Below are 20027 nucleotides of genomic sequence, written 5' to 3'. Positions count from 1 at the left end.
CGGGACGACCACGAGACTCTTGCCGTTGTAGGAGCGCACCCGGGCGCGAGGGGCTTTATCGGGACTGCCCGTCGCGCCCAGGTGCGCTCCTACGGGATGCGGTTGGCGGGCGGGGGCGCTCAGCCGCACAGATGTAACCGCTGCGCTTGCAACGGAGCGACCACGAGACTCTTGCCGTTGTAGGAGCGCACCTGGGCGCGAGGGGCTTTATCGGGACTGCCCGTCGCGCCCTGGTGCGCATCCTACGGGATGCGGTTGGCCGGTGGGCGCGCGCTCAGCCGCGCAGGCGCTCCAGCTGCGCCTGCAATGCCGTTACCTTGGCCTGCAACGCGGCGTTTTCGTTTTCCAGTTCGGTGACGCGGCGCTGCAAGGCCTTGACGTCGCGGCGCTCGGCTTCGCCGCCTTCGGCCTCGTCCGGCTTGGGCTTGCGCTTGGCATCGCGCACGCGCTTGGCGGCCTGCTTGAGTTCGGCCTTGCCGGCCTGCGCGGCAGCGCGCTGTTCGTCTTCCGACAAGGTGGCCACGGCGGCCGCGGCGCTGATCGAGATCTCGCCGGCCTTCACTGCCTGCACCACTTCCGGTGCGGCCTGTTTGTGGATGCGCTCGATCATCACCACCTGGTTGCTGCTCAGGCGCGCTTCGCGTGCCAGCTCGGCGCGGCTCACCGGGGTGGAGGTTTCCTCCCACGGTGGGCTGTCGGTGTCGTCGGCCACACGGGCCGCGCTGTCGTCCAGGCCGGTGTCGGCTTGTTCGGCGTCCACCACCGGCGCTTCGGCGGCGGCATCGGCGTCGCGCTGGCTGCGCTGGCGTGCGGCCAGGATCTCGCGCTTGCGCAGCGCCAGTACGCCGCGCTGGAAGTCCGACACGCTGCGCCGGCCAAGATGCTGTTCGATCATCCACAGGTGCACGTCCTGCATCGAGGTAAAGCGCGGGTTCTGCACGGTCTGGAACGGCAGCCCGTGCTTTTGACAGATGCCGTAGCGGTTGTGGCCGTCCACCAGTACATCGCCCCACAACACCAAGGCATCGCGACAGCCTTCGGCCAGCAGGCTGCGCTCCAGCGCCTCGTGCTCGTCGGGGGTCAGCGGGTCGATGTAGGCCTTGAGTTCTTCTTTGACAACGAGGTTCATGGGGCAACTGCGGGGGAGTGCGGGGCCGGCATTGTAGAGAGCCTGCTCCGGCTTTGCGCGCTTGACGTGGTACCCGCGCCGTGACACGCGAGCGACGTCGGGCGCGGCCTCGACGCGCCGCGGTGGGGCTGGCCAGCAAATCGGCGCGTGTGCCGTGAGCAGTGCGACGCGGCCATGCGGCCTCGATCAGTGACCGCCTGTCACCGGCTGCAGCGCACTCCTGCCGGCCGCCGCACTAGTCCACCTGGCGCAGGATGCCGGCCAGGGTCTCGACCATCTGCCCGATCTGCTCGGCGGTGACGATCAACGGTGGCGACAGTGCGATCACATCGCCGGTGACGCGCACCAGCAGGCCGCCGTCGTGGAAGCAGCGCTCGAAGACCTCATAGCCGCGTGCCCCGGGCGCGCCGTCGCGTGGCGCCAGCTCGATCGCACCGATCAGGCCGATATTGCGGATATCGATCACGTGCGGCAGCCCGCGCAAGCTGTGCAGCGCGTCTTCCCACTGCGGGCCCAGCGTGATCGCACGCGAAAACAACCCTTCCTCGGCATAGGTGTCCAGGGTCGCAATCGCGGCCGCGCAGGCCAGCGGATGGCCGGAGTAGGTATAGCCATGAAACAACTCGATGGCGTTTTGCGGCCCGTGCATGAAGGCGTCATGGATCGCATCGGCCACCAGCACCGCGCCCATCGGCACCGTGCCGCTGGTCAGCCCTTTGGCGGCGGTGATGATGTCGGGCGTGACGCCGAAGCGCTGCGCGGCAAACGCCTCGCCCACGCGGCCGAAGCCGGTGATCACCTCGTCGAACACCAGGATGATGCCGTGGCGGTCGCAGATGGCGCGCAGCCGTTGCAGGTAGCCGTCCGGCGGCAGGATCACCCCGGCCGAGCCGGACACCGGTTCGACGAACACCGCGGCGATGGTGGAGGCGTCGTGCAGGGTGATCAGCCGCTCCAGGTCGTCGGCCAGTTCAGCGCCGTGCGCCGGCAGCCCCCGACAGTAGGCGTTGCGCTGCAGGTCCAGGGTGTGGCGCAGATGGTCGGTGCCGGCCAGCAGCGGGCCGAACCACTTACGGTTGTTGGGCAGCCCGCCGATCGACATGCCGCCGAAGCCGACCCCGTGGTACGCCTTCTCGCGGCCGATGAAACGGGTGCGCTGGCCTTCGCCGCGCAGGCGGTGGTAGGCCAGCACGATCTTCATCGCGCTATCCACCGCCTCCGAGCCGGAGTTGGTGAAGAACACATGGCCCAGGCCGGGCGGTGCGATGGCGGCCAGGCGTTGCGCCAGTTCGAACGGTAGCGGGGAGCCCATCTGGAAGGTCGGGGCGAAATCCAGCGTGCCGGCCTGTGCGCGAATCGCCGCCACGATGCGCTCGCGCGCATGTCCGGCATTGCAGCACCACAGGCCGGCGGTGCCATCCAGGATCTGCCGGCCGTCGACATCGCGGTAATGCATACCCGCGGCGGAGGCGAGCAGGCGAGGACGCGCCTTGAACTGGCGGTTGGCGGTGAACGGCATCCAGAATGCATCCAGCTGCGACGTCGCCGCCAGCGCGCCGGCGGTATCGTGCGAAGGGTGGTCGTGCATCGCGGTCTCCGTGACGGGGATGCCACGACTCTACGGCAGCCTGTGCGGTGGCGGTCACCCTGGCCGACCGCGGCACCGCACCAGCCGGGCCGGGCGGGGCGCGCGATCTAGTCCATAAGAACTAGTCAATTAGTCGCAAGGCCTGCCGCTAACGTCAAGGAAGGCTTGCGTGGCGCGGCTGTGGCAGCGCGATGGAACGCTGCGAGGCGATGCCGAGCATTGCAATGACGCGAGGATCGCCGATGATGCGCCAGACCGGCGCCTGTCGGGGCTGATTGTTGTCGCCGGCCTGATCGCAGCACGCCACTCCATCGCAGCCGTCAATCGTATTCATCGCAGTTCATCGCACTTTTATTTGGGGGAAATGGGAATGACGCAAGGGTCCACCGTGGCGACAGCCAGCGGCGCTGACGCCGGTCTGCTGTCCAAGGAGCGCATCGTTGCGCGTCCGGGGTTCAATCGTTGGCTGGTGCCGCCGGCTGCATTGGCGATCCACCTGTGCATCGGCATGGCCTATGGCTTCAGTGTGTTCTGGCTGCCGTTGTCCAAGGCGCTGGGCATCACCGAGTCGATCGCGTGTCCGGCCGACATGGGCCTGTTCGCGCGCATGGTGGCGACCACCTGCGACTGGAAGATCAGCGAGCTGCAGTGGATGTACACGCTGTTCTTCGTGCTGCTGGGCTGTTCGGCGGCGATCTGGGGCGGCTGGCTGGAACGCGCCGGTCCGCGCAAGGCCGGCGTGGTTTCGGCGCTGTGCTGGTGCGGCGGGCTGGTGATCTCAGCAGCCGGCATCCACTTCCATCAGATCTGGATGCTGTGGCTGGGCTCGGGCGTGATCGGCGGCATCGGTCTGGGTCTGGGCTACATCTCGCCGGTGTCCACCCTGATCAAATGGTTCCCCGACCGCCGCGGCATGGCGACCGGCATGGCCATCATGGGCTTCGGTGGCGGCGCGATGATCGGCAGCCCGCTGGCCGATGCGCTGATGCGCCACTTCGCCACCCCCACCTCGGTGGGCGTGATGGAAACCTTCCTGGTGATGGCTGCGCTGTATTTCGTGTTCATGATGGCCGGCGCCTTCGGTTACCGCGTGCCGCCGAGCGGCTGGACGCCCGCCGGCTGGACCGCGCCGGTAGCCAGCAACAACGCCATGATCACCGCCAATCACGTGCACGTGAAAAAGGTCTGGGGCATCCCGCAGTTCTGGCTGTTGTGGGGCGTGTTGTGCCTGAACGTCTCGGCCGGTATCGGCGTGATCGGCATGTCCTCGCCGATGCTGCAGGAAGTGTTCGGCGGCCGCCTGATCGGCGTGGATATCGGCTTCGGCAGCCTGGATCCGACCCAGCTGGCCAGCATCGCGGCGATCGCGGCCGGCTTCACCGGTCTGCTCAGCTTGTTCAACATCGGCGGCCGTTTCTTCTGGGCCAGCATGTCCGACAAGCTCGGCCGCAAGAACACCTATACGCTGTTCTTCGTGCTGGGCATCTGCCTGTATGCGGCGGCGCCGTCGGCCGGTGGCGTGGGCGGCATTGCGCTGTTCGTGGGCATCTTCTGCATCATCCTGTCGATGTATGGCGGCGGCTTCGCCACCATTCCGGCGTATCTGGCCGACCTGTTCGGCACCCAGATGGTGGGCGCCATCCATGGCCGTCTGCTGACCGCCTGGGCCACCGCCGGCATCCTGGGCCCGGTGGTGGTGGGGTACATGCGCGAGTACCAGCTGGCGCACGGCAGCCCGCCGTCACAGGTCTACAACACCACCATGTACATCCTCGCCGGCATGCTCGTGCTCGGCCTGATCTGCAATCTGTTGGTGCGCCCGGTGGCCGCGCGTCATTTCATGACGCCGGAAGAACTGGCACGCGAAAAGCAGCTGGCGCACGAGAAGGTCGACCGCAGCGGGCATGCGGTGCTGCCGCCGGAACAGATGGCGCGCATCGGGCATGGCGGCAATCCCGCGCTGGTCGCGTTCGCTTGGCTGGCGGTCGGCATCCCGATGGCGTTCGGTATCTGGGTGACGCTGCAGAAAGCCTTCGTGCTGTTCCATTGAGGTGAGATGACCAGTCCGTCTTCCCGCGCAGTGCGCCCCGGTAGTGTGGTGCGCACGGTGGTCCGCCACCGTGGCGGTCGCGGTGCCACGGTGCAGGACATGGTGGCGGCCGAAATGCCGGTTGCCCTGATCTATAACCAGGTGCCGTTCGCGGTGATGATGGCCACGCCGGAGGACCTGGAGGATTTCGCGCTCGGCTTCTCATTGAGCGAGGGCATCGTTGACCATGCGCAGGACCTGCGCGTGGTCGCGGTGGAAACCTTTCTGGAAGGCGCTTCGTTGCAGATCGAAATCCCGCCCGAGCGCGCGGCCGCGTTGGATCAGCGGCGGCGCAACCTGGATGGACGCAGCGGTTGCGGCGTGTGCGGCAACGAATCGATCGAGGCGGTGCTGCGCGTGCCGCCGCGGCTGCAGTCGACGCTGCAGATCGATGCCGATGCATTGGCGCGTGCGCTGGACGCGTTGCATGCGCAGCAGCCGATTGCCGCGCAGACTGGCGCGGTGCATGCGGCCGGCTGGGCCGATGCGCACGGGGTGGTGCAGCTCGTGCGCGAAGACGTCGGGCGCCACAACGCCCTGGACAAATTGATCGGTGCATTGGCGCGCGCGCGCATCGATGCATCGCAAGGGTTTGCGGTGGTCACCAGCCGCGCCAGTTACGAAATGGCCATGAAAGCCGCGCAGGCCCGGATTCCGCTGCTGGCAGCGATTTCCGCGCCGACCGCGCTGGCGATCAGCCTGGCCGACAGCGCGGGACTGACCCTGATCGGGTTTGCCCGCAATCACGATTGTGTCGTTTACAGCCATCCACAACGCCTGGATCTGGGCGTTGCCGTGGGAGAGCCCGCATGAGCAAGAAAACCATCAAGCAGTACGACAATCCCGCGGGCGGCTGGGGCGCATTGCGCTCGGTGGCCAAGCACCTGATGGAACAGGACATCGCGGTGCAGGGCGCCAAGACGCTGCTGCACGCCAACCAGCCGGACGGCTTCGATTGCCCGGGCTGCGCCTGGCCGGATCGCGACCATACCTCCACCTTCGAATTCTGCGAAAACGGCGCCAAGGCCGTGGCCGCTGAATCCACCGCGCGCCGCGCCGGGCCGGAACTGTTCGCCTCGCACAGCGTCAGCCTGTTGTCGCAGTACAGCGACTACTGGCTGGAAGGGCAGGGCCGGCTGACCCAGCCGATGCGCTACGACGCCGCCACCGACCACTACGTGCCGGTGAGCTGGGACGACGCGTTTGCGCAGATCGCCGGCCATCTCAACGGCCTGGCGACGCCGGACGAGGCGATCTTCTACACCTCCGGGCGTACCAGCAACGAAGCGGCGTTTTTGTATCAATTGTTCGTGCGCGAATTCGGCACCAACAACTTCCCGGACTGCTCCAACATGTGCCACGAACCGTCCGGCACCGCGCTGCGTTCGCAGATCGGCGTGGGCAAGGGCACGGTGTCGCTGCACGATTTCGAACTGGCCGATGCCATCTTCATCTTCGGCCAGAATCCCGGCACCAATCACCCGCGCATGCTCGGCGAGTTGCGCCAGGCCTCCAAGCGCGGCGCGGCGATTGCGGCGTTCAATCCGCTGCGCGAGCGCGGGCTGGAGAAGTTCGCCGACCCGCAGGACAAGCTGGAGATGCTGCACAACGGCTCCACCCGCATCGCCTCGGATTATTTCCAGCTCAAGATCGGCGGCGACCTGGCGGCATTGAAGGGCATCATCAAGCATGTGCTGGAGCGCGATGCGCAGGCCCAGCGCGACGGCACGCCGCGTCTGCTGGATCTGGATTTCATCGCCGAGCACACTGCCAATTTCGAGGCATTCGCTGCCGATGTGCATGCGGAAAGCTGGAGCACCATCGTCGAAGAGTCCGGTCTGGACGAGGCGGCGCTGCGCAAGGCCGGCGAGATCTATCTGAAGGCCGAGCGCGTGATCGCCTGCTGGGGCATGGGCATCACCCAGCACAAGCACTCGGTGGCCACCATCCACATGATCACCAACCTGCTGCTGCTGCGCGGCCACCTGGGCCGTCCCGGCGCGGGCGTGTGCCCGGTGCGCGGGCACAGCAACGTGCAGGGCGACCGCACGATGATGATTTACGAAAAACCGCCGGCCGCGTTCCTGGACAAGCTGCAGTCGGTATTCGGCTTTGCGCCGCCGCGCGAAGACGGCTTCGACACCGTCGGCGCGATCGAAGCGATGCTGGACGGGCGCGGCAAGGTGTTCTTCGCGATGGGCGGCAACTTTGCCGCCGCCACGCCGGATACCGACGCCACGCATCGTGCGCTGCGTAACTGCGAGCTCACCGTCCACGTCACCACCAAGCTCAATCGCAGCCACCTGGTACATGGACGCGATGCGCTGATCCTGCCGTGCCTGGGGCGTACCGAAATCGATATCCAGGACGCCGGCTCGCAGGGCGTGACGGTGGAAGACTCGATGAGCATGGTGCACCTGTCGGCCGGCATCAATCCGCCAGCTTCGCCGGACCTGCTGTCCGAGCCGGCGATCGTGGCGCGCATGGCCGAAGCCACGTTGGGTGCACGTAGCGCCATCCGCTGGCGCTGGCTGGTGGGCGACTACGATCGCATCCGCGACCTGATCGCTCAGGTGTTCCCGGACTTTGCCGACTTCAACCAGCGCGTGCGCACGCCGGGCGGCTTTCGCCTGTCCAACACCGCGCGCGACCGCAACTGGATCACGCCCGAACAGCGTGCGGTGTTCAAATCGCACGCAGTGCCCATCGACAACCCGATCCATCGTGCGCGGCGTTCGCGTGGCGATCAGATGGTGTTCACGCTGGCCACCACGCGCTCGCACGATCAGTACAACACCACCATCTACGGGCTGGACGATCGCTACCGCGGCGTCTTCGGCGAGCGCCGCGTACTGTTCATCAACGGCGCCGATATTGCCGCGTTGAACATGAAGGCCGGCGACTGGGTGGACCTGGAAAGCCTATGCGAGGACGGTGTGCGCCGCGAGGCGCGCCGCTTCCTGCTGGTGGACTACAACATTCCGCGTGGCTGCCTGGCGGCGTACTACCCGGAAACCAACGCGTTGGTGCCGCTGTCCAGCTTCGCCGACGAAGCGCGCACGCCCACCTCCAAGTCGATTCCGGTGATCGTGCTGCCGCATCGCGCCGAGACTGCCGATGCGGCGCCGCGCGATATCGGAGCGGTGCTTGTCCGCTGATCCACAGCTCACGGCACAGTTGCTCACCGCGCTGGCTGACACGCCCGACGGCGTGTCGCTGGCGCGGCTGTGCAAAAAGCTAGGCGTACGTATGAGCGTGCTGTTGCGCACTCTGGCGTGGCTGGGCAACGCCAGCCTGGATGGCCAGCCTGGCCCGGGTTGGATCCAGGTGGAAGATCGCGGCGAGCGCCAATTCGCGGTGCTGACCGAGGCCGGACGCGGCGCCACGACGTCCCGGGCGCGCGAACAGGAGTGAGTCCGGTCGGGCCGGCGATAGCGCTGGTCGGCGGCGCCTGCGACACAGCCGTGCGCATGGGCTGATCGTGCCCGCGCCACGTGGACAGGCCCTGGCGATGCCGCAGCACCTTGCGACATGCGCTGCCCTGCTCGGGGCGGTTCGGTCTGTCGCGCGTGCACGCCGATGCTCCCATCCCGATGCCGCTGAGCGGCCGCACGGGCACGCCGCCCAGCTCCGAGCGGTATCGCGGTCGCGTCCGCTTGGCGGCTATTTCCGCGAATTATTTCTGCTGTTGCGATCAAGTTCGCAGCCGGCGCGCCGATCTGGGGAATACGCCGCATAGGCGTGCGCCACGCGCGCCGCTGCGATGTTGCTGCGGTGCTCATGGCGGATCCATCTAGGGAGGACGGAACGGATGATGCGTTTGCTGGCTGCCAACCGCAGGCCGCTGCGTTGGGCGGCGGCGGTGCTCGCGCTGGGCGCAACGCTCACTGCCGGCACCGCGCTGGAGCTGCGCCAGGTCAACGCGCACCGTGCGCAGGCACAGCTGGCGGCGTCGGCGCAGGCGACATTCGATCAGATCCAGGAGTTGCTCAATCATTATGAGTACGGCCTGCGCGGCATGCGTGGGGTGGTGCTCACCGCCGAGGAGGGCCTGCACGGCGCGCAGGTGCAGCGCTACAGCCAGAGCCGCGATCTGGCGCGCGAATTTCGCGGTGCACGCGGTTTCGGCGTCATCCGCCGCGTGCCCGAGGCAGAGCAGGCGCGCTTTGTGGCCGCCGCCCGCGCAGCCGGGCAGCCGGATTTCCAGATTCGCACGCTAACTGCGCACCACGGCGACCGCTTCGTCATCCAGTACATCGAGCCGATGCGGAGCAACGCTGCTGCGGTCGGCTTGGACATCGCCTCCGAGTCCAACCGGCGCCACGCCGCCTTGGCCGCAGCGCTGAGCGGTGCGCCACAGCTGACCGGGCCGATCACCCTGGTACAGGCCGGCGGCCACCCATCGCAATCGTTCCTGATGCTGTTGCCGGTCTATCGCAGCGGAGCGACTCCGCCCACGCCGGCGCAGCGCCGCGACGGGTTGGTGGGCTGGACCTACACACCGCTGCTGATGCCCGAGGTGATGCAGGCGCTGCGGTTGGACCCGCAACGGTTGCACCTGCGCCTGAGCGATGTGGATGCCAGCGGGGCGGCGGTGCCGTTCTACAGCAATCGCACCGCCGCCGCGCCGGCCGTGGTGGCCAGCACCTGGGTGCAACGCGAGGTCATGGGGCGCCGCTGGCGCCTGGACATGCAGGCCAGCCCAGCCTTCGCAGCGGCGGCGGAGGTCTTGCCGGTAAGCGGCGTGCTGAGCATCGGTCTGCTGATGAGCGTGCTGGCGTCCGCCCTGGCCGGCGCACTGTGCAGCGGCCTGGAGCGCCGCCGTCAGGCTGCGCGCGGCCAAGCCAATCTGCTGGCGGTGGTGCAGAGTTCGGCCGACGGCATTATCGGCAAGACGCCCGAAGGCGTGGTGCATAGCTGGAACCGCGCCGCCGAACAGTTGTTCGGCTATAGCGCCGAGCAGGCCATCGGCCATCGCCTGCTCGACCTGATCGTACCGGAACATCTTCACCATGAAGAGCTTGCGGTGCTGCAGCGGATTTCCCGTGGCGAGGAGATTCCGCATTTCGAAACGGTGCGTCGGCACGCCGACGGCCGCCTGCTGGACGTGCTGGTCAGTGTCTCGCCGATCCGTGGCGCCGATGGCCGCCTCATCGGGGCCTCCAAGACCGTGCGCGACATCTCCGAGCAGAAAGCTGCGCGTTCCCAGATCCTGGCGCTCAACGCGAGCCTGGAAAACCAGGTGACCGCACGCACCGCAGAGTTGCAGCGCAGCACGCTGATGCTGGAGGGCGTGCTGAGTGCGGCCTCGGAGGTATCGATCATCGCTACCGATCCCAATGGCCTGGTCACGCTGTTCAATACCGGAGCCGAGCGCATGCTCGGCTACCAGGGCGAGGAGGTCGTCGGCCGCGTGAGCGCCTCGCTATTCCATCTGCCCGAGGAGGTGGACGCGCGCGCGCGCGTTCTGGTCCAGGAGCTGGGCAAGCCGGTGGAAGGTTTCCGCGTATTCGTGGAGAAAGCCGAGCGCGACGGCGCCGATACCTACGAGTGGACCTATGTGCGCCGCGACGGCAGCACCCGCCAGGTCAGTCTGGTGGTCACCGCCATCCGTTCCGAGGACAACGCCATCGCCGGGTATCTTGGCATCGCGCTGGACATCAGCGAACGCAAGGCGGCCGAACGCTCGCTCGCGCGCAGCAACGCGATGACCCAGGCGATCCTGGACACCGCAGTCAACCCCATCATCACCATCGATACCTACGGCGGCGTGCGTTCGTTCAACAATGCCGGCGAGCGGGTGTTCGGCTATGCGGCCAGCGACGTCATCGGCCAGAACGTGCGCATGCTGATGCCCGACGCCTACGCCGGCCGTCACGACGCCATCCTGGAGCGTTATCGCCAGTCCGGTGCGGGACAGCCGACCGGCATCGACAATGGCCGCGAGGCGCTGGCCAGGCGCAAGGACGGCAGCGAGTTCCCGGTGGAAATCAGCCTGGGCACGATGTGGGTGGATGGCCAGCGTCTGGTGGTCGGCGTGATCGCCGATATCACCGAGCGGCACCGTCAGCGGCAGGCGCTCACCCGCGCGCGCGACCAGCTTGCGATGGCGGCCGATGCCGCGGAACTGGGGATCTGGAGCTGGATCCCGGGCACCAACGCGCTGGAGTGCAATGCGCGCATGTACGAGATGTACGAGTGGCCGCCCGGCCTGTCCGAGCGCGGCCTGTACTACTCCGATTGGCGCTGCAAGGTGCACCCGGACGATATCGACCGTACCGAGCAGAGCCTGCAGGCCGCGATGGAAGGGCGCGGCGTCTACGATCCGGTATTCCGTGTGTTGCGCAGCGACGGCCGGCTGCGGCATATCCAGGCCGGAGCGCATACCGAACGCGATGCGGAGGGCCGTATCACGCGGGTCATCGGCATCAACCGCGACATCACCTCGCAGTTGGAGGCCGAACAGGAGTTGCGCCTGGCCAAGGCGCGCGCCGACGAGGCCAGCGAAGCCAAATCATCGTTCCTGGCCAACATGAGCCATGAGATCCGCACCCCGATGAACGCGGTGCTGGGCATGCTGCAACTGCTGCAACGCACCGGGCTGGATGCGCGCCAGGGCGATTACGCCGGCAAGGCGCAGAAGGCCGCCACGTCTCTGCTCGGCCTGCTCAACGACATCCTGGATTACTCCAAGATCGAGGCCGGCAAGCTGCAGCTGGATCCGCATGGCTTCCAGCTGGAGGAGTTGCTGCGCGATCTGTCGGTGGTGCTGTCGGGCAACCATCACCGTCCCGAGGTCGAAATCGCCTATCACCTGGACCAGGGCATTCCCGACCGCCTGGTCGGCGATAGCCTGCGCTTGCAGCAGGTACTCATCAACCTGGCCGGCAACGCGCTCAAATTCACCCAGTACGGCCATGTGCTGTTGCGGGTGGAATTGCTGGCCATCCACGCGCAGGCGGTCACGCTGCGCGTGGCGGTGGAAGACACCGGGATCGGCATCAGCGCCGAGCAGCAGCAGCGGATTTTCCATAGCTTCACCCAGGCCGAAACGTCGATCAGCCGTCGGTTCGGCGGCACCGGGCTTGGCTTGGTGATCAGTCGCCGCCTGATCGGCCTGATGGGCGGCAACCTGCAGGTGGACAGCACGCCCGGGCAGGGCAGCCGCTTCTGGTTCGACCTGCAGCTGGAGTGTGAGGCGCCGGCGTTGCAGTTGCCTGTCCGCAGGAGCGATGCAGCCCGGCACCTGTTACTGGTCGACGACAGTGCCCTGGTGCGGGAGGTACTGGCCGAGGGTCTGGTCGCGCAGGGGTGGACGGTGGCGGCGGTGGCGTCCGGCGAGGCTGCAGTGACGCGCGCGGTCGAGGCGGCTGGCAGCGGCCGGCCCTTCGATGTGGTGCTGATGGACTGGCGCCTGCCCGGCATGGACGGGATCGCGGCGGCGACCTGCATCCGCGAGCGCTGCGGCCGTCATGTGTCGCCGGCGATCCTGATGCTCACCGCCTACCAGCGCGAACTGCTGGCCGAGGCCCAACGGCACGGCGAGGTCCCCTTCGTCGATCATCTGGTCAAACCGGTCACGCCCCGGCAGGTGATCGACGCGATCGAACAGGCGTTGCGCACCGACCCGCCGCCGGTGCCGGTGCCGGTGCCTGCGCTCCCGCAGCGTCTGCAGGGGCTACGCGTGCTGGTGGTGGAAGACAATGCGCTCAACCGTCAGGTCGCCGACGAGCTGCTGCGCGGCGAAGGCGCCTGGGTGGCGCTGGCCGAGGACGGCGAAAAAGGCTTGCAGCGCCTGCGCGAGGGCCCGGGGGTCGATGTGGTGGTGATGGACATGCAGATGCCGCATGTGGATGGACTGGAGGCCACCCGGCGCATCCGCGCCGATGCGCGCTTTGCCGGACTGCCGATCCTGGCCATGACCGCCAATGCCGCCAGCAGCGATGTCAGTGCCTGTCTGGAGGCCGGCATGGATGCGCACATCGGCAAGCCGATCGACCTGGAGCGCATGGTCGATGCACTGCTGCGGCTGAGCGGTCGCAACGCCGCAGTGGTACCCGGCGATGTCGAGGCAGATGCATCGCCACCGCACACGATCGCGCTGGATGCGGTGCTGGCGCGCTTTGGCCAGAATCGCGCGCTGTTGGCGCGCATGCTCGACACCTTCGACACCGACCGTCACGCAATGCTGGAGTGCCTGCAGACCGCGCTCGCCGACAACGACGCCGCCGCGTGTGCCGATGCCGCGCATGTGCTCAAGGGGACGTCAGCGACACTTGGGGCCGATCGTCTGGCGCTCGCTGCATCGGCGCTGGAGCAGGACGCGCGTGGCGGCCGCCTGCCGGCGGCGGCGACGCTGGACGCGCTGGCGGGACTGGCCGATGGCGAGCTGCGTGCCTTGCGCGATGCACTGGCTCACAGCCACTCCCAACTCGACAGCGCCGCCATGGCGCCGGCCGATGGCTCGGCGCACACGGTGCTGCACCTTCTGGACGTGCTGGCGCCCATGCTGCGTGCCTCCAACCTTCACGCGCTGGACCTGCTGGCGCAGGCGCCGGTTGCCATCGCCGGCGCGCAGGCTGCGCGCTACCTGCAGTTCCGCCAACAGGTGCAGCAGCTTCAATTCGACGCCGCGCTGCGCACGCTGGACGATTTGATGGAGCACCTATGAGTTTGTTCGATACCTACCGCCGCCTCGCGCCCGACGGCCGGCGTCCTCGCGTGCTGGTCGTGGACGACCAGCCGATCAACATCCATGCGCTCAACGAGCTGTTGCGCGAAGACTGCGACGTGAGCATGGCCCTGGACGGGCAGCGGGCGCTGCAACTGTGCCGGGAGCAGCCGCCGGACCTGGTGGTGCTGGACGTGGTGATGCCCGAGCTGGACGGCCTGCAGGTCTGTCGCCATCTGAAGGCCGATCCAGCCACGGCCGACATCCCGGTGATCTTCGTCACCGGCCAGGACACCCCGGAGGAGGAAGTGACCGCCTTGCAGGCCGGTGCGGCCGATTTCATCAGCAAGCCGATGCAACCGGTGGTGGTGCGTGCACGGGTGCAGAACCAACTGGTGATGAAGTTGCAGAGCGATCTGTTGCGCGCCATGGCCTCGCTGGATGGGTTGACCGGCGTTGCCAACCGACGCCGCTTCGACGAGGCGTTGCAGCTCGCCTGGAAGAACTGCCAGCGCGAGAACCGACCGTGCGGGGTATTGATGATCGATGTCGATCATTTCAAACGCTACAACGACCATTACGGCCACCTGAGCGGCGATGCCTGCCTGCGCGAGGTCGCCCAGCAGTTGGCTGGCTGCCTGGCCCGTCCGCTGGACCTGCTGGCGCGGTATGGCGGGGAGGAGTTCGTGGCCCTATTGCCCGACAGCAATTCCGACGGCGTGCGCGAAGTGGCGCGGCTGATGCTGCAGGCCATCGCACAGTTGCGGATGCCACATGCCGACTCGTCGGTTGGTCCCTGGCTCAGCGTGAGTATCGGCGGCGCATCCGTGCTGCCGACACCGGCACTGTTGCCTGCCACGGTGCTGGCACACGCCGATATCCAGCTCTACCAGGCCAAGCAGGAGGGCCGGGCGCGCGCCTGCGTGGCATGAGGTCTGCTGCGCGGATCGTTGTCGGCAGAAACCATCCGGGTGATGTCGCCATGAATCTGACAGAATCGACGGCCTGCCCGACGATTCGCTCCGCATGACCCCTGCCGTGACTTCGCGCAATTCCGCCGCGCGCGTGCTGTTCGCCAGCCTGATCGGCACCACCATCGAGTTCTTCGATTTCTACATATATGCCACCGCTGCGGTGCTGGTGTTCCCGACCTTGTTCTTTCCTGCCGGCGACGGCAGTGCGGCGATGCTGCAGTCGCTGGCAACCTTTGCGGTGGCCTTCATCGCGCGTCCGGTGGGCTCGGCCGTCTTCGGCCACTTCGGCGATCGGGTAGGCCGCAAGGCCACCTTGGTGGCGGCGCTGTTGACCATGGGCCTGTCCACGGTCGCCATTGGTCTGTTGCCCGGCTATGCGCAGATCGGGGTCTGGGCTCCGCTGCTGCTGGCGCTGTGCCGGTTCGGTCAGGGGTTGGGCCTGGGCGGCGAGTGGGGCGGAGCGGTGTTGCTCGCCACCGAGAACGCACCGCCGGGCAAGCGCGTGTGGTACGGCATGTTTCCGCAGCTGGGTGCGCCGTTGGGCTTTCTGCTGTCCACCGGCACCTTCCTGGGGATGGGCGCGCTGCTGGACGATGCGGCCTTCATGCAATGGGGGTGGCGGGTGCCGTTTCTGGCCAGCGCCCTGTTGGTGATCACCGGCCTGTGGGTACGCCTGAGCATCACCGAAACGCCGGACTTTCAACAAGCCCTGGATCGCAAGACGCGCGTGCGGCTGCCGCTGGGTACCGTGATCTCGCAGCACTGGCCGGCGTTGATCATTGGCACGTTGGGCGCGTTCGCCACCTTCGTGCTGTTCTATCTGATGACCGTGTTCGCGTTGGGCTATGGCACAAAGACGCTGGGCTACGACAAGGAACAATTCCTGCTGCTGCAGATGGCCGGTATCGTGTTCTTTGCGCTGGGCATCCCGCTGTCGGCCAGGTTCGGCGATCGGCACGGCGCACCGTTGGCGATGATGCTAGCCAGCGTCGCCATCATTGCGTTCGGGCTGGCGTTTGCGCCGTTGTTCCAGGCCCATCACCCATTGCAGGTGTTGGCCTTCCTTGGGCTGGGCTTCTTCTTCATGGGGCTGACCTATGGGCCCTGCGGCACCTTGCTGGCGGAGTTGTATCCCACCGAGGTGCGCTACACCGGCGCGTCGTTATCCTTCAATCTGGCCAGCATCCTGGGCGCGGCACCGGCGCCGTACGTGGCCACGCAATTGGCGGGACGCTACGGGGTGCAGGCGGTGGGTTACTACCTTGGCGCAGCCGCGGTGCTGAGCCTGCTCGCGCTGATGGTGGCGCGGCGTTCGCGTCGCTCGATGCTCTTCGATACGCGATTGCGGTAAGCGCGGGTGTCGGCCTGAGATGGTGGGTGATCGCTAACGCCTGGTCGCGCCCCGCTGCGCTCCTGCGGTGCTGGAGAAGACGCACTTTGAGCTGCGTCCAGGCCAGCTGCCTTGTTGGTGCGGGCGTGCGGCGCTCAGCTCGCCAGGCGCACCTGGTTGCGCCCGCCGGCCTTGGCCAGGTACAGATATTTGTCGGCTTCGTTCAACAGGTGGTGCAGCGACTGGTCGCCTTCGGTCGCGATGCACACGCCGATGCTCACCGTCATGCTCAGCGTGTCGTCGCCGATGCGCACACGTAGCGCACTGATGCTTTCGCGCAGGGCTTCGAAGTAGCTGGTGGCATTGGCTGCATCCAGCCCCGGCACCAGCAGGCAGAATTCTTCGCCCCCGAAACGCGCCACCAGGTCCTGCGGGCGGGCATGCCCGGACACCGATGCGGCCACCGCGCGCAACGCCTGGTCGCCGGCTTCGTGGCCCCAGGTGTCGTTGATGTGCTTGAAGTGGTCGATGTCCAGCATGGCCGCGGTCACCGTCTGGTCCTGCGACAGCAACTGCGGGATCACCCGCTGGCTCTGTTCCAGGAAATAACGCCGATTGGGCAGGCCGGTGAGGAAATCGCGGGTGGCCAGGTCCTGCAGCGTACCGATCAATTCCAGCTGGTCGACGTTCTGCGAGACGCGGCAGAAGAATTCTTCACGCGAGAACGGCTTGCGCAGGAAGTCGTTGGCGCCGTTCTTCAGGAAGCGCGGGATCAACGACGAGTCGCTGTTGCCGGAAATGCCGATCACCGCAACCTTGTCGCGCGAGCGCAGCGCCCGCAACCGGCGGGTGAATTCCACGCCTTCCATGCCCGGCATTTCCTGGTCGACGATGGTCAGGCGGATGCCGGGGTCGCGTTCGATCGCTTCCAGGCCGGCGGCGCCGTCGGCGGCCAGCACCACGCGGTAGCCGTACATCGACAGCAGGGCGGCGGCATACGTGCGAGCAGACAAGGAATCGTCCACCACCAGCGCGCCGATACGGCGATTACGTTCAAGGCGCTGCACCAGCCAGGCCAGATATTCGATGCTGCCCGGTGCGTTCTTGAGCACGTAATCGATGATCTGCTGCTGCAGCACGCGCTGGCGCAGATCCTCGTCGTACACGCCGCTGACCACCACGGTCGGCAGGTTGCGCGAGAGGAAGAACTCCACCACCTTGTCACGGTCGCCGTCGACCAGCACCAGGCCGGTCAGGACCAGGAACCAACCGTCTTCTTCGTCGAGCACGCGTGCGGCTTCGGCCAGGGTCGATACGACCGTGACCGGCAGTTCCACACGTTGCTCGATGGCTTCGCGCAGCATGCTGGTGAACGTGCGCGAGTTCTCCACCAGCAACACGCGTTGCGGCAGGACTGCGCTCTCACTATTGCGATGTAGGGTACCTGGGGACATCGGCTGGCCGTGTGGATCGAACCGTCAGATCAGCTAACGGCTCTGCTCGTCAAAACTTGAGCGCTTCGTCGCAGCTTGCGATTCTCCCGGTGGCGGTCACCACAGCGCATCGCGCAGGCGGTACCAGCTCATGGCCGCCACCAGCAGCGGGGTGCGCAGCCGCTGCCCGCCAGGGAACGGGCGGTGCGGAATACGTGCAAACACATCCAGTCGTTGGCTCTGGCCGGCGATGGCTTCGGCGATTACCTGACCGGCCAGACCCGTGGCCGCCACGCCGTGGCCGGAGAAGCCCTGGGCGAAATACACATTCGGCGCGAGCCGCCCCCAATGCGGCGCGCGGTTGCGCGAGATGTCCACATAGCCGCCCCAGACGGTCTCCAGCCCCACATCGCGCAGCTGCGGGAAGACGGTGTGCATGCGCCGGGTCATCAGGCGCTGCAGGCCTGGTGGCGGGCGCGAGGAATAACTGGCACGCCCGCCGAACAGCAGCCGGTGATCGGCGCTGAGCCGGTAATAGTCCAGCGCCCAGTTGGTATCGGCCACCGCCATGTCGTTGCCGATCAGGGCACGCGCACGCGCCTGGCCCAGCGGCGGGGTGGCGCCGACATAGGTGCCGACCGGCATGATGCGCTGCTCCAGCGGCGCGGCGATGCCGTGCAGCAGGGCGTTGCCGGCAATCACACCGAAGTCCGCGGTGACGCTGCCCTCGGCGGTGTGCATCGTCACCTGTGCACCAGCGTCCTGCCGGGTCACCGCCGCGTCCTCGAAGATGCGCACGCCGGCCGCCAGCGCCGCCCGCGCCAGGCCGAAGGCGTAGGCCAGCGGATGCAGATGGCCGCTGGCGGGGTCGAACATCGCACCCAGATACAGCGGGCTGTCCAGCATCTGGCGGGTGCGGGCGCGGTCCCACCACTCCAGCGGATAGTCGTAGCGCTCGGCCATGCGCACGATGCCGTGCTGCAGTGCCCGCACCTGGCGCGGCTTGAGCGGGACATGGGCATGACCATCGCGCCAGTCGCAGGCGATGGCATGGCGCGCGATGCGCTGGCGCAGCAGGCGCATGCCATCGCGCGAGAAATCGAACAGCAGCCGCGCATCTGCATCGCCGACCAGCGCTTCCAGGGTTTCCTGTTCGCAGCCGTAGCCGACGATGGCCTGGCCGCCGTTGCGACCGGAAGCGCCCCAGCCGATGCGCCGTGCCTCCAGCACGACGACCCGGTAGCCGGCTTCGGCCAGCGCAAGCGCCGCGGTCAGGCCGGTATAGCCGGCACCGAGAATGCAGACGTCGGCGCGTTCGGCGCCGCGCAGGCGTGGCTGCGCGGGCAGGGCAGGTGCGCTGTGCGCGTACCAGCTGTCCGGATAGCCGCCAACCGCGGTGTCGGCATGCGGCAGCGGGTTGGCCGGGCTGCCCATCACACGGTCCGCAGATACCGGGCGTAATCGATGTCCGGCACCAACGCCTGATAGTCGAGCAGCTCGCGTTGCTTCTGCCGCCCGAACACATGCCGGAACTGTGTGCCCAACTGCGTGCCGATGAACTCGCTGGACACGAACGCATCGACCGCGCCCTGCCAGGTGCGTGGCTCGAAGACCTCTTGCGCATAGGCATTGCCGCTGATGGGCGGCGTGGGCTCGGCGGGTTGCTGCAGGCCATCCAGGATGGCCGCCAGCACCGCGGCCGCGGCCAGGTACGGGTTGGCATCGGCGCCGGCGATGCGATGTTCGATACGCGTGTTGCGGGCATCGCTATGCGGGATACGCAGCGCCACGGTGCGGTTGTTGAAGCCCCAGCTGGCATCCAGCGGCACGAAGGCGTTGCTGACGAAGCGTCGGTAACTGTTGGCGTGCGGGGCAAACAACAGCAGCGACGCGTCTGCATGCCGTTGCAGCCCGGCAATGGCGTGGCGCAGGCTCTCGGCAGGCATCCGGGCCGGGCCGGCCAGCACGTTGTGCCCGTCGGCATCGAGCAGGCTGACATGCAGGTGCAGTCCGCTGCCAGCCTGCCCGGGAAAGGGCTTGGCCATGAAGCTGGCCAGCATGCGCTGCTGCTGCGCGATGGCCTTGATGGTGCGTTTGAGCAGGATCGCCTCGTCGCAGGCGGCCACCGCATCGGCGCGATGCTGCAGGTTGATCTCGAACTGGCCCGGTGCGGACTCGGCCACGGCAGTATCGGCGGGAATGCCTTGCTGGCGGCATGCAGCGGTGACCGCATCGGTAAAGCCACGGTGATCGTCCAGGTCCTGCAACGCATACACCTGCGTGCTGTCGCCGCGGATGCCGGTGACCGGGTCGCGCGGCGTCTGCGGGCGTCCCTGCGCATCGGGCACCGCATCGAACAGGTAGAACTCCAGTTCCACCGCCACCACCGGGGTCAGCCCGAGTGCGGCAAAGCCGTGCACCACCCGCTGCAATACTGCGCGCGGTGCGACCTCGAACAGGCTGCCGTCCGGCGTGTGCATCGCCAGCAGCAGCTGCGCCATGGGCTGCGGCGCCCACGGTACCGGGCGCAGCGAGCCGGGGATCGGCCGGCAGATGCGGTCGGCATCGCCGATGGCATAGCCAAGCCCGGTTTCTTCCACGGTGTTGCCGGTGATGTCGGTGGCGATCAGCGACATCGGCAGGCACACGCCATCGCGGTAGACCTTGTGCAGCGCATCGGCAGTGACGCGCTTGCCGCGCAGCACGCCGTTGGTGTCGGGCAACAACAGGTCGACGGAGTGGCAGCCTGCGATGCGCGCCAGGGTGGCGGCATCGGCAGCGGGCAGCGATGCGACGGAAGTCTCGGAAGCCAT

12 protein-coding genes are annotated in these 20027 nt (G+C 67.3%); 7 read left to right on the top strand and 5 right to left on the bottom strand.

Features of this window, described 5'->3' with window-relative positions:
- Nucleotides 1–274: 274 nt before the first annotated feature.
- A complete protein-coding gene (locus FHY19_RS00640) occupies nt 275–1129 on the bottom strand; it encodes a plasmid replication/partition related protein (RefSeq protein WP_259160812.1) in 855 nt (284 codons plus the stop codon).
- Between the two features lie 235 nt (nt 1130–1364).
- Nucleotides 1365–2717 carry an aspartate aminotransferase family protein gene (locus FHY19_RS00635; protein WP_259160811.1) on the bottom strand — a complete coding sequence of 451 codons (1353 nt, stop codon included), beginning with the start codon at nt 2715–2717 and terminating at the stop codon, nt 1365–1367.
- Between the two features lie 370 nt (nt 2718–3087).
- On the opposite strand from FHY19_RS00635, the gene FHY19_RS00630 reads away from it, so the two are divergent.
- The 7 genes from FHY19_RS00630 to FHY19_RS00600 all read left to right on the top strand — a co-directional run bounded on the left by FHY19_RS00630 (nt 3088) and on the right by FHY19_RS00600 (nt 15802).
- Nucleotides 3088–4767 carry an OFA family MFS transporter gene (locus FHY19_RS00630; RefSeq protein ID WP_259160809.1) on the top strand — a complete coding sequence of 560 codons (1680 nt, stop codon included), beginning with the start codon at nt 3088–3090 and terminating at the stop codon, nt 4765–4767.
- A gap of 6 nt (nt 4768–4773) precedes the next feature.
- Entirely contained in the window at nt 4774–5619 is an 846-nt protein-coding gene (gene fdhD / locus FHY19_RS00625; RefSeq protein ID WP_259160808.1) for a formate dehydrogenase accessory sulfurtransferase FdhD, read from the top strand.
- Nucleotides 5616–7964: an FdhF/YdeP family oxidoreductase gene (locus FHY19_RS00620; protein WP_259160805.1), complete on the top strand. Its 2349-nt coding sequence runs from the start codon at nt 5616–5618 to the stop codon at nt 7962–7964. The genes fdhD and FHY19_RS00620 overlap by 4 nt, the downstream gene beginning before the upstream one ends.
- On the top strand, nt 7954–8220 hold the full coding sequence (locus FHY19_RS00615) for a hypothetical protein (RefSeq protein WP_259160803.1): 267 nt from the start codon (nt 7954–7956) through the stop codon (nt 8218–8220). The genes FHY19_RS00620 and FHY19_RS00615 overlap by 11 nt, the downstream gene beginning before the upstream one ends.
- Nucleotides 8221–8617: 397 nt before the next feature.
- A complete protein-coding gene (locus tag FHY19_RS00610) occupies nt 8618–13477 on the top strand; it encodes a PAS domain S-box protein (RefSeq protein ID WP_259160802.1) in 4860 nt (1619 codons plus the stop codon).
- Entirely contained in the window at nt 13474–14409 is a 936-nt protein-coding gene (locus FHY19_RS00605; protein WP_259160801.1) for a diguanylate cyclase, read from the top strand. The genes FHY19_RS00610 and FHY19_RS00605 overlap by 4 nt, the downstream gene beginning before the upstream one ends.
- A 94-nt stretch (nt 14410–14503) precedes the next feature.
- Nucleotides 14504–15802 (top strand): MFS transporter, encoded by a 1299-nt coding sequence (locus FHY19_RS00600; RefSeq protein ID WP_259160799.1) that lies wholly within the window; start codon nt 14504–14506, stop codon nt 15800–15802.
- A gap of 134 nt (nt 15803–15936) precedes the next feature.
- Here the strand turns inward: FHY19_RS00600 and FHY19_RS00595 are convergent, their stop codons facing one another.
- The 3 genes from FHY19_RS00595 to FHY19_RS00585 all read right to left on the bottom strand — a co-directional run bounded on the left by FHY19_RS00595 (nt 15937) and on the right by FHY19_RS00585 (nt 20027).
- Nucleotides 15937–17235: a diguanylate cyclase gene (locus tag FHY19_RS00595; protein ID WP_259150727.1), complete on the bottom strand. Its 1299-nt coding sequence runs from the start codon at nt 17233–17235 to the stop codon at nt 15937–15939.
- A 96-nt stretch (nt 17236–17331) separates the two neighbouring features.
- A complete protein-coding gene (locus FHY19_RS00590) occupies nt 17332–18648 on the bottom strand; it encodes an FAD-binding oxidoreductase (protein ID WP_259160797.1) in 1317 nt (438 codons plus the stop codon).
- Complete coding sequence (locus FHY19_RS00585; RefSeq protein ID WP_259160796.1) at nt 18648–20027, bottom strand: glutamine synthetase family protein; 1380 nt, start codon at nt 20025–20027, stop codon at nt 18648–18650. The genes FHY19_RS00590 and FHY19_RS00585 overlap by 1 nt, the downstream gene beginning before the upstream one ends.

Origin of the sequence: Xanthomonas sp. 4461 (assembly GCF_024806475.1) — a bacterium.
Lineage (GTDB): Bacteria > Pseudomonadota > Gammaproteobacteria > Xanthomonadales > Xanthomonadaceae > Xanthomonas > Xanthomonas arboricola_F.
This window is presented reverse-complemented; position numbering and strand designations above follow the sequence as displayed.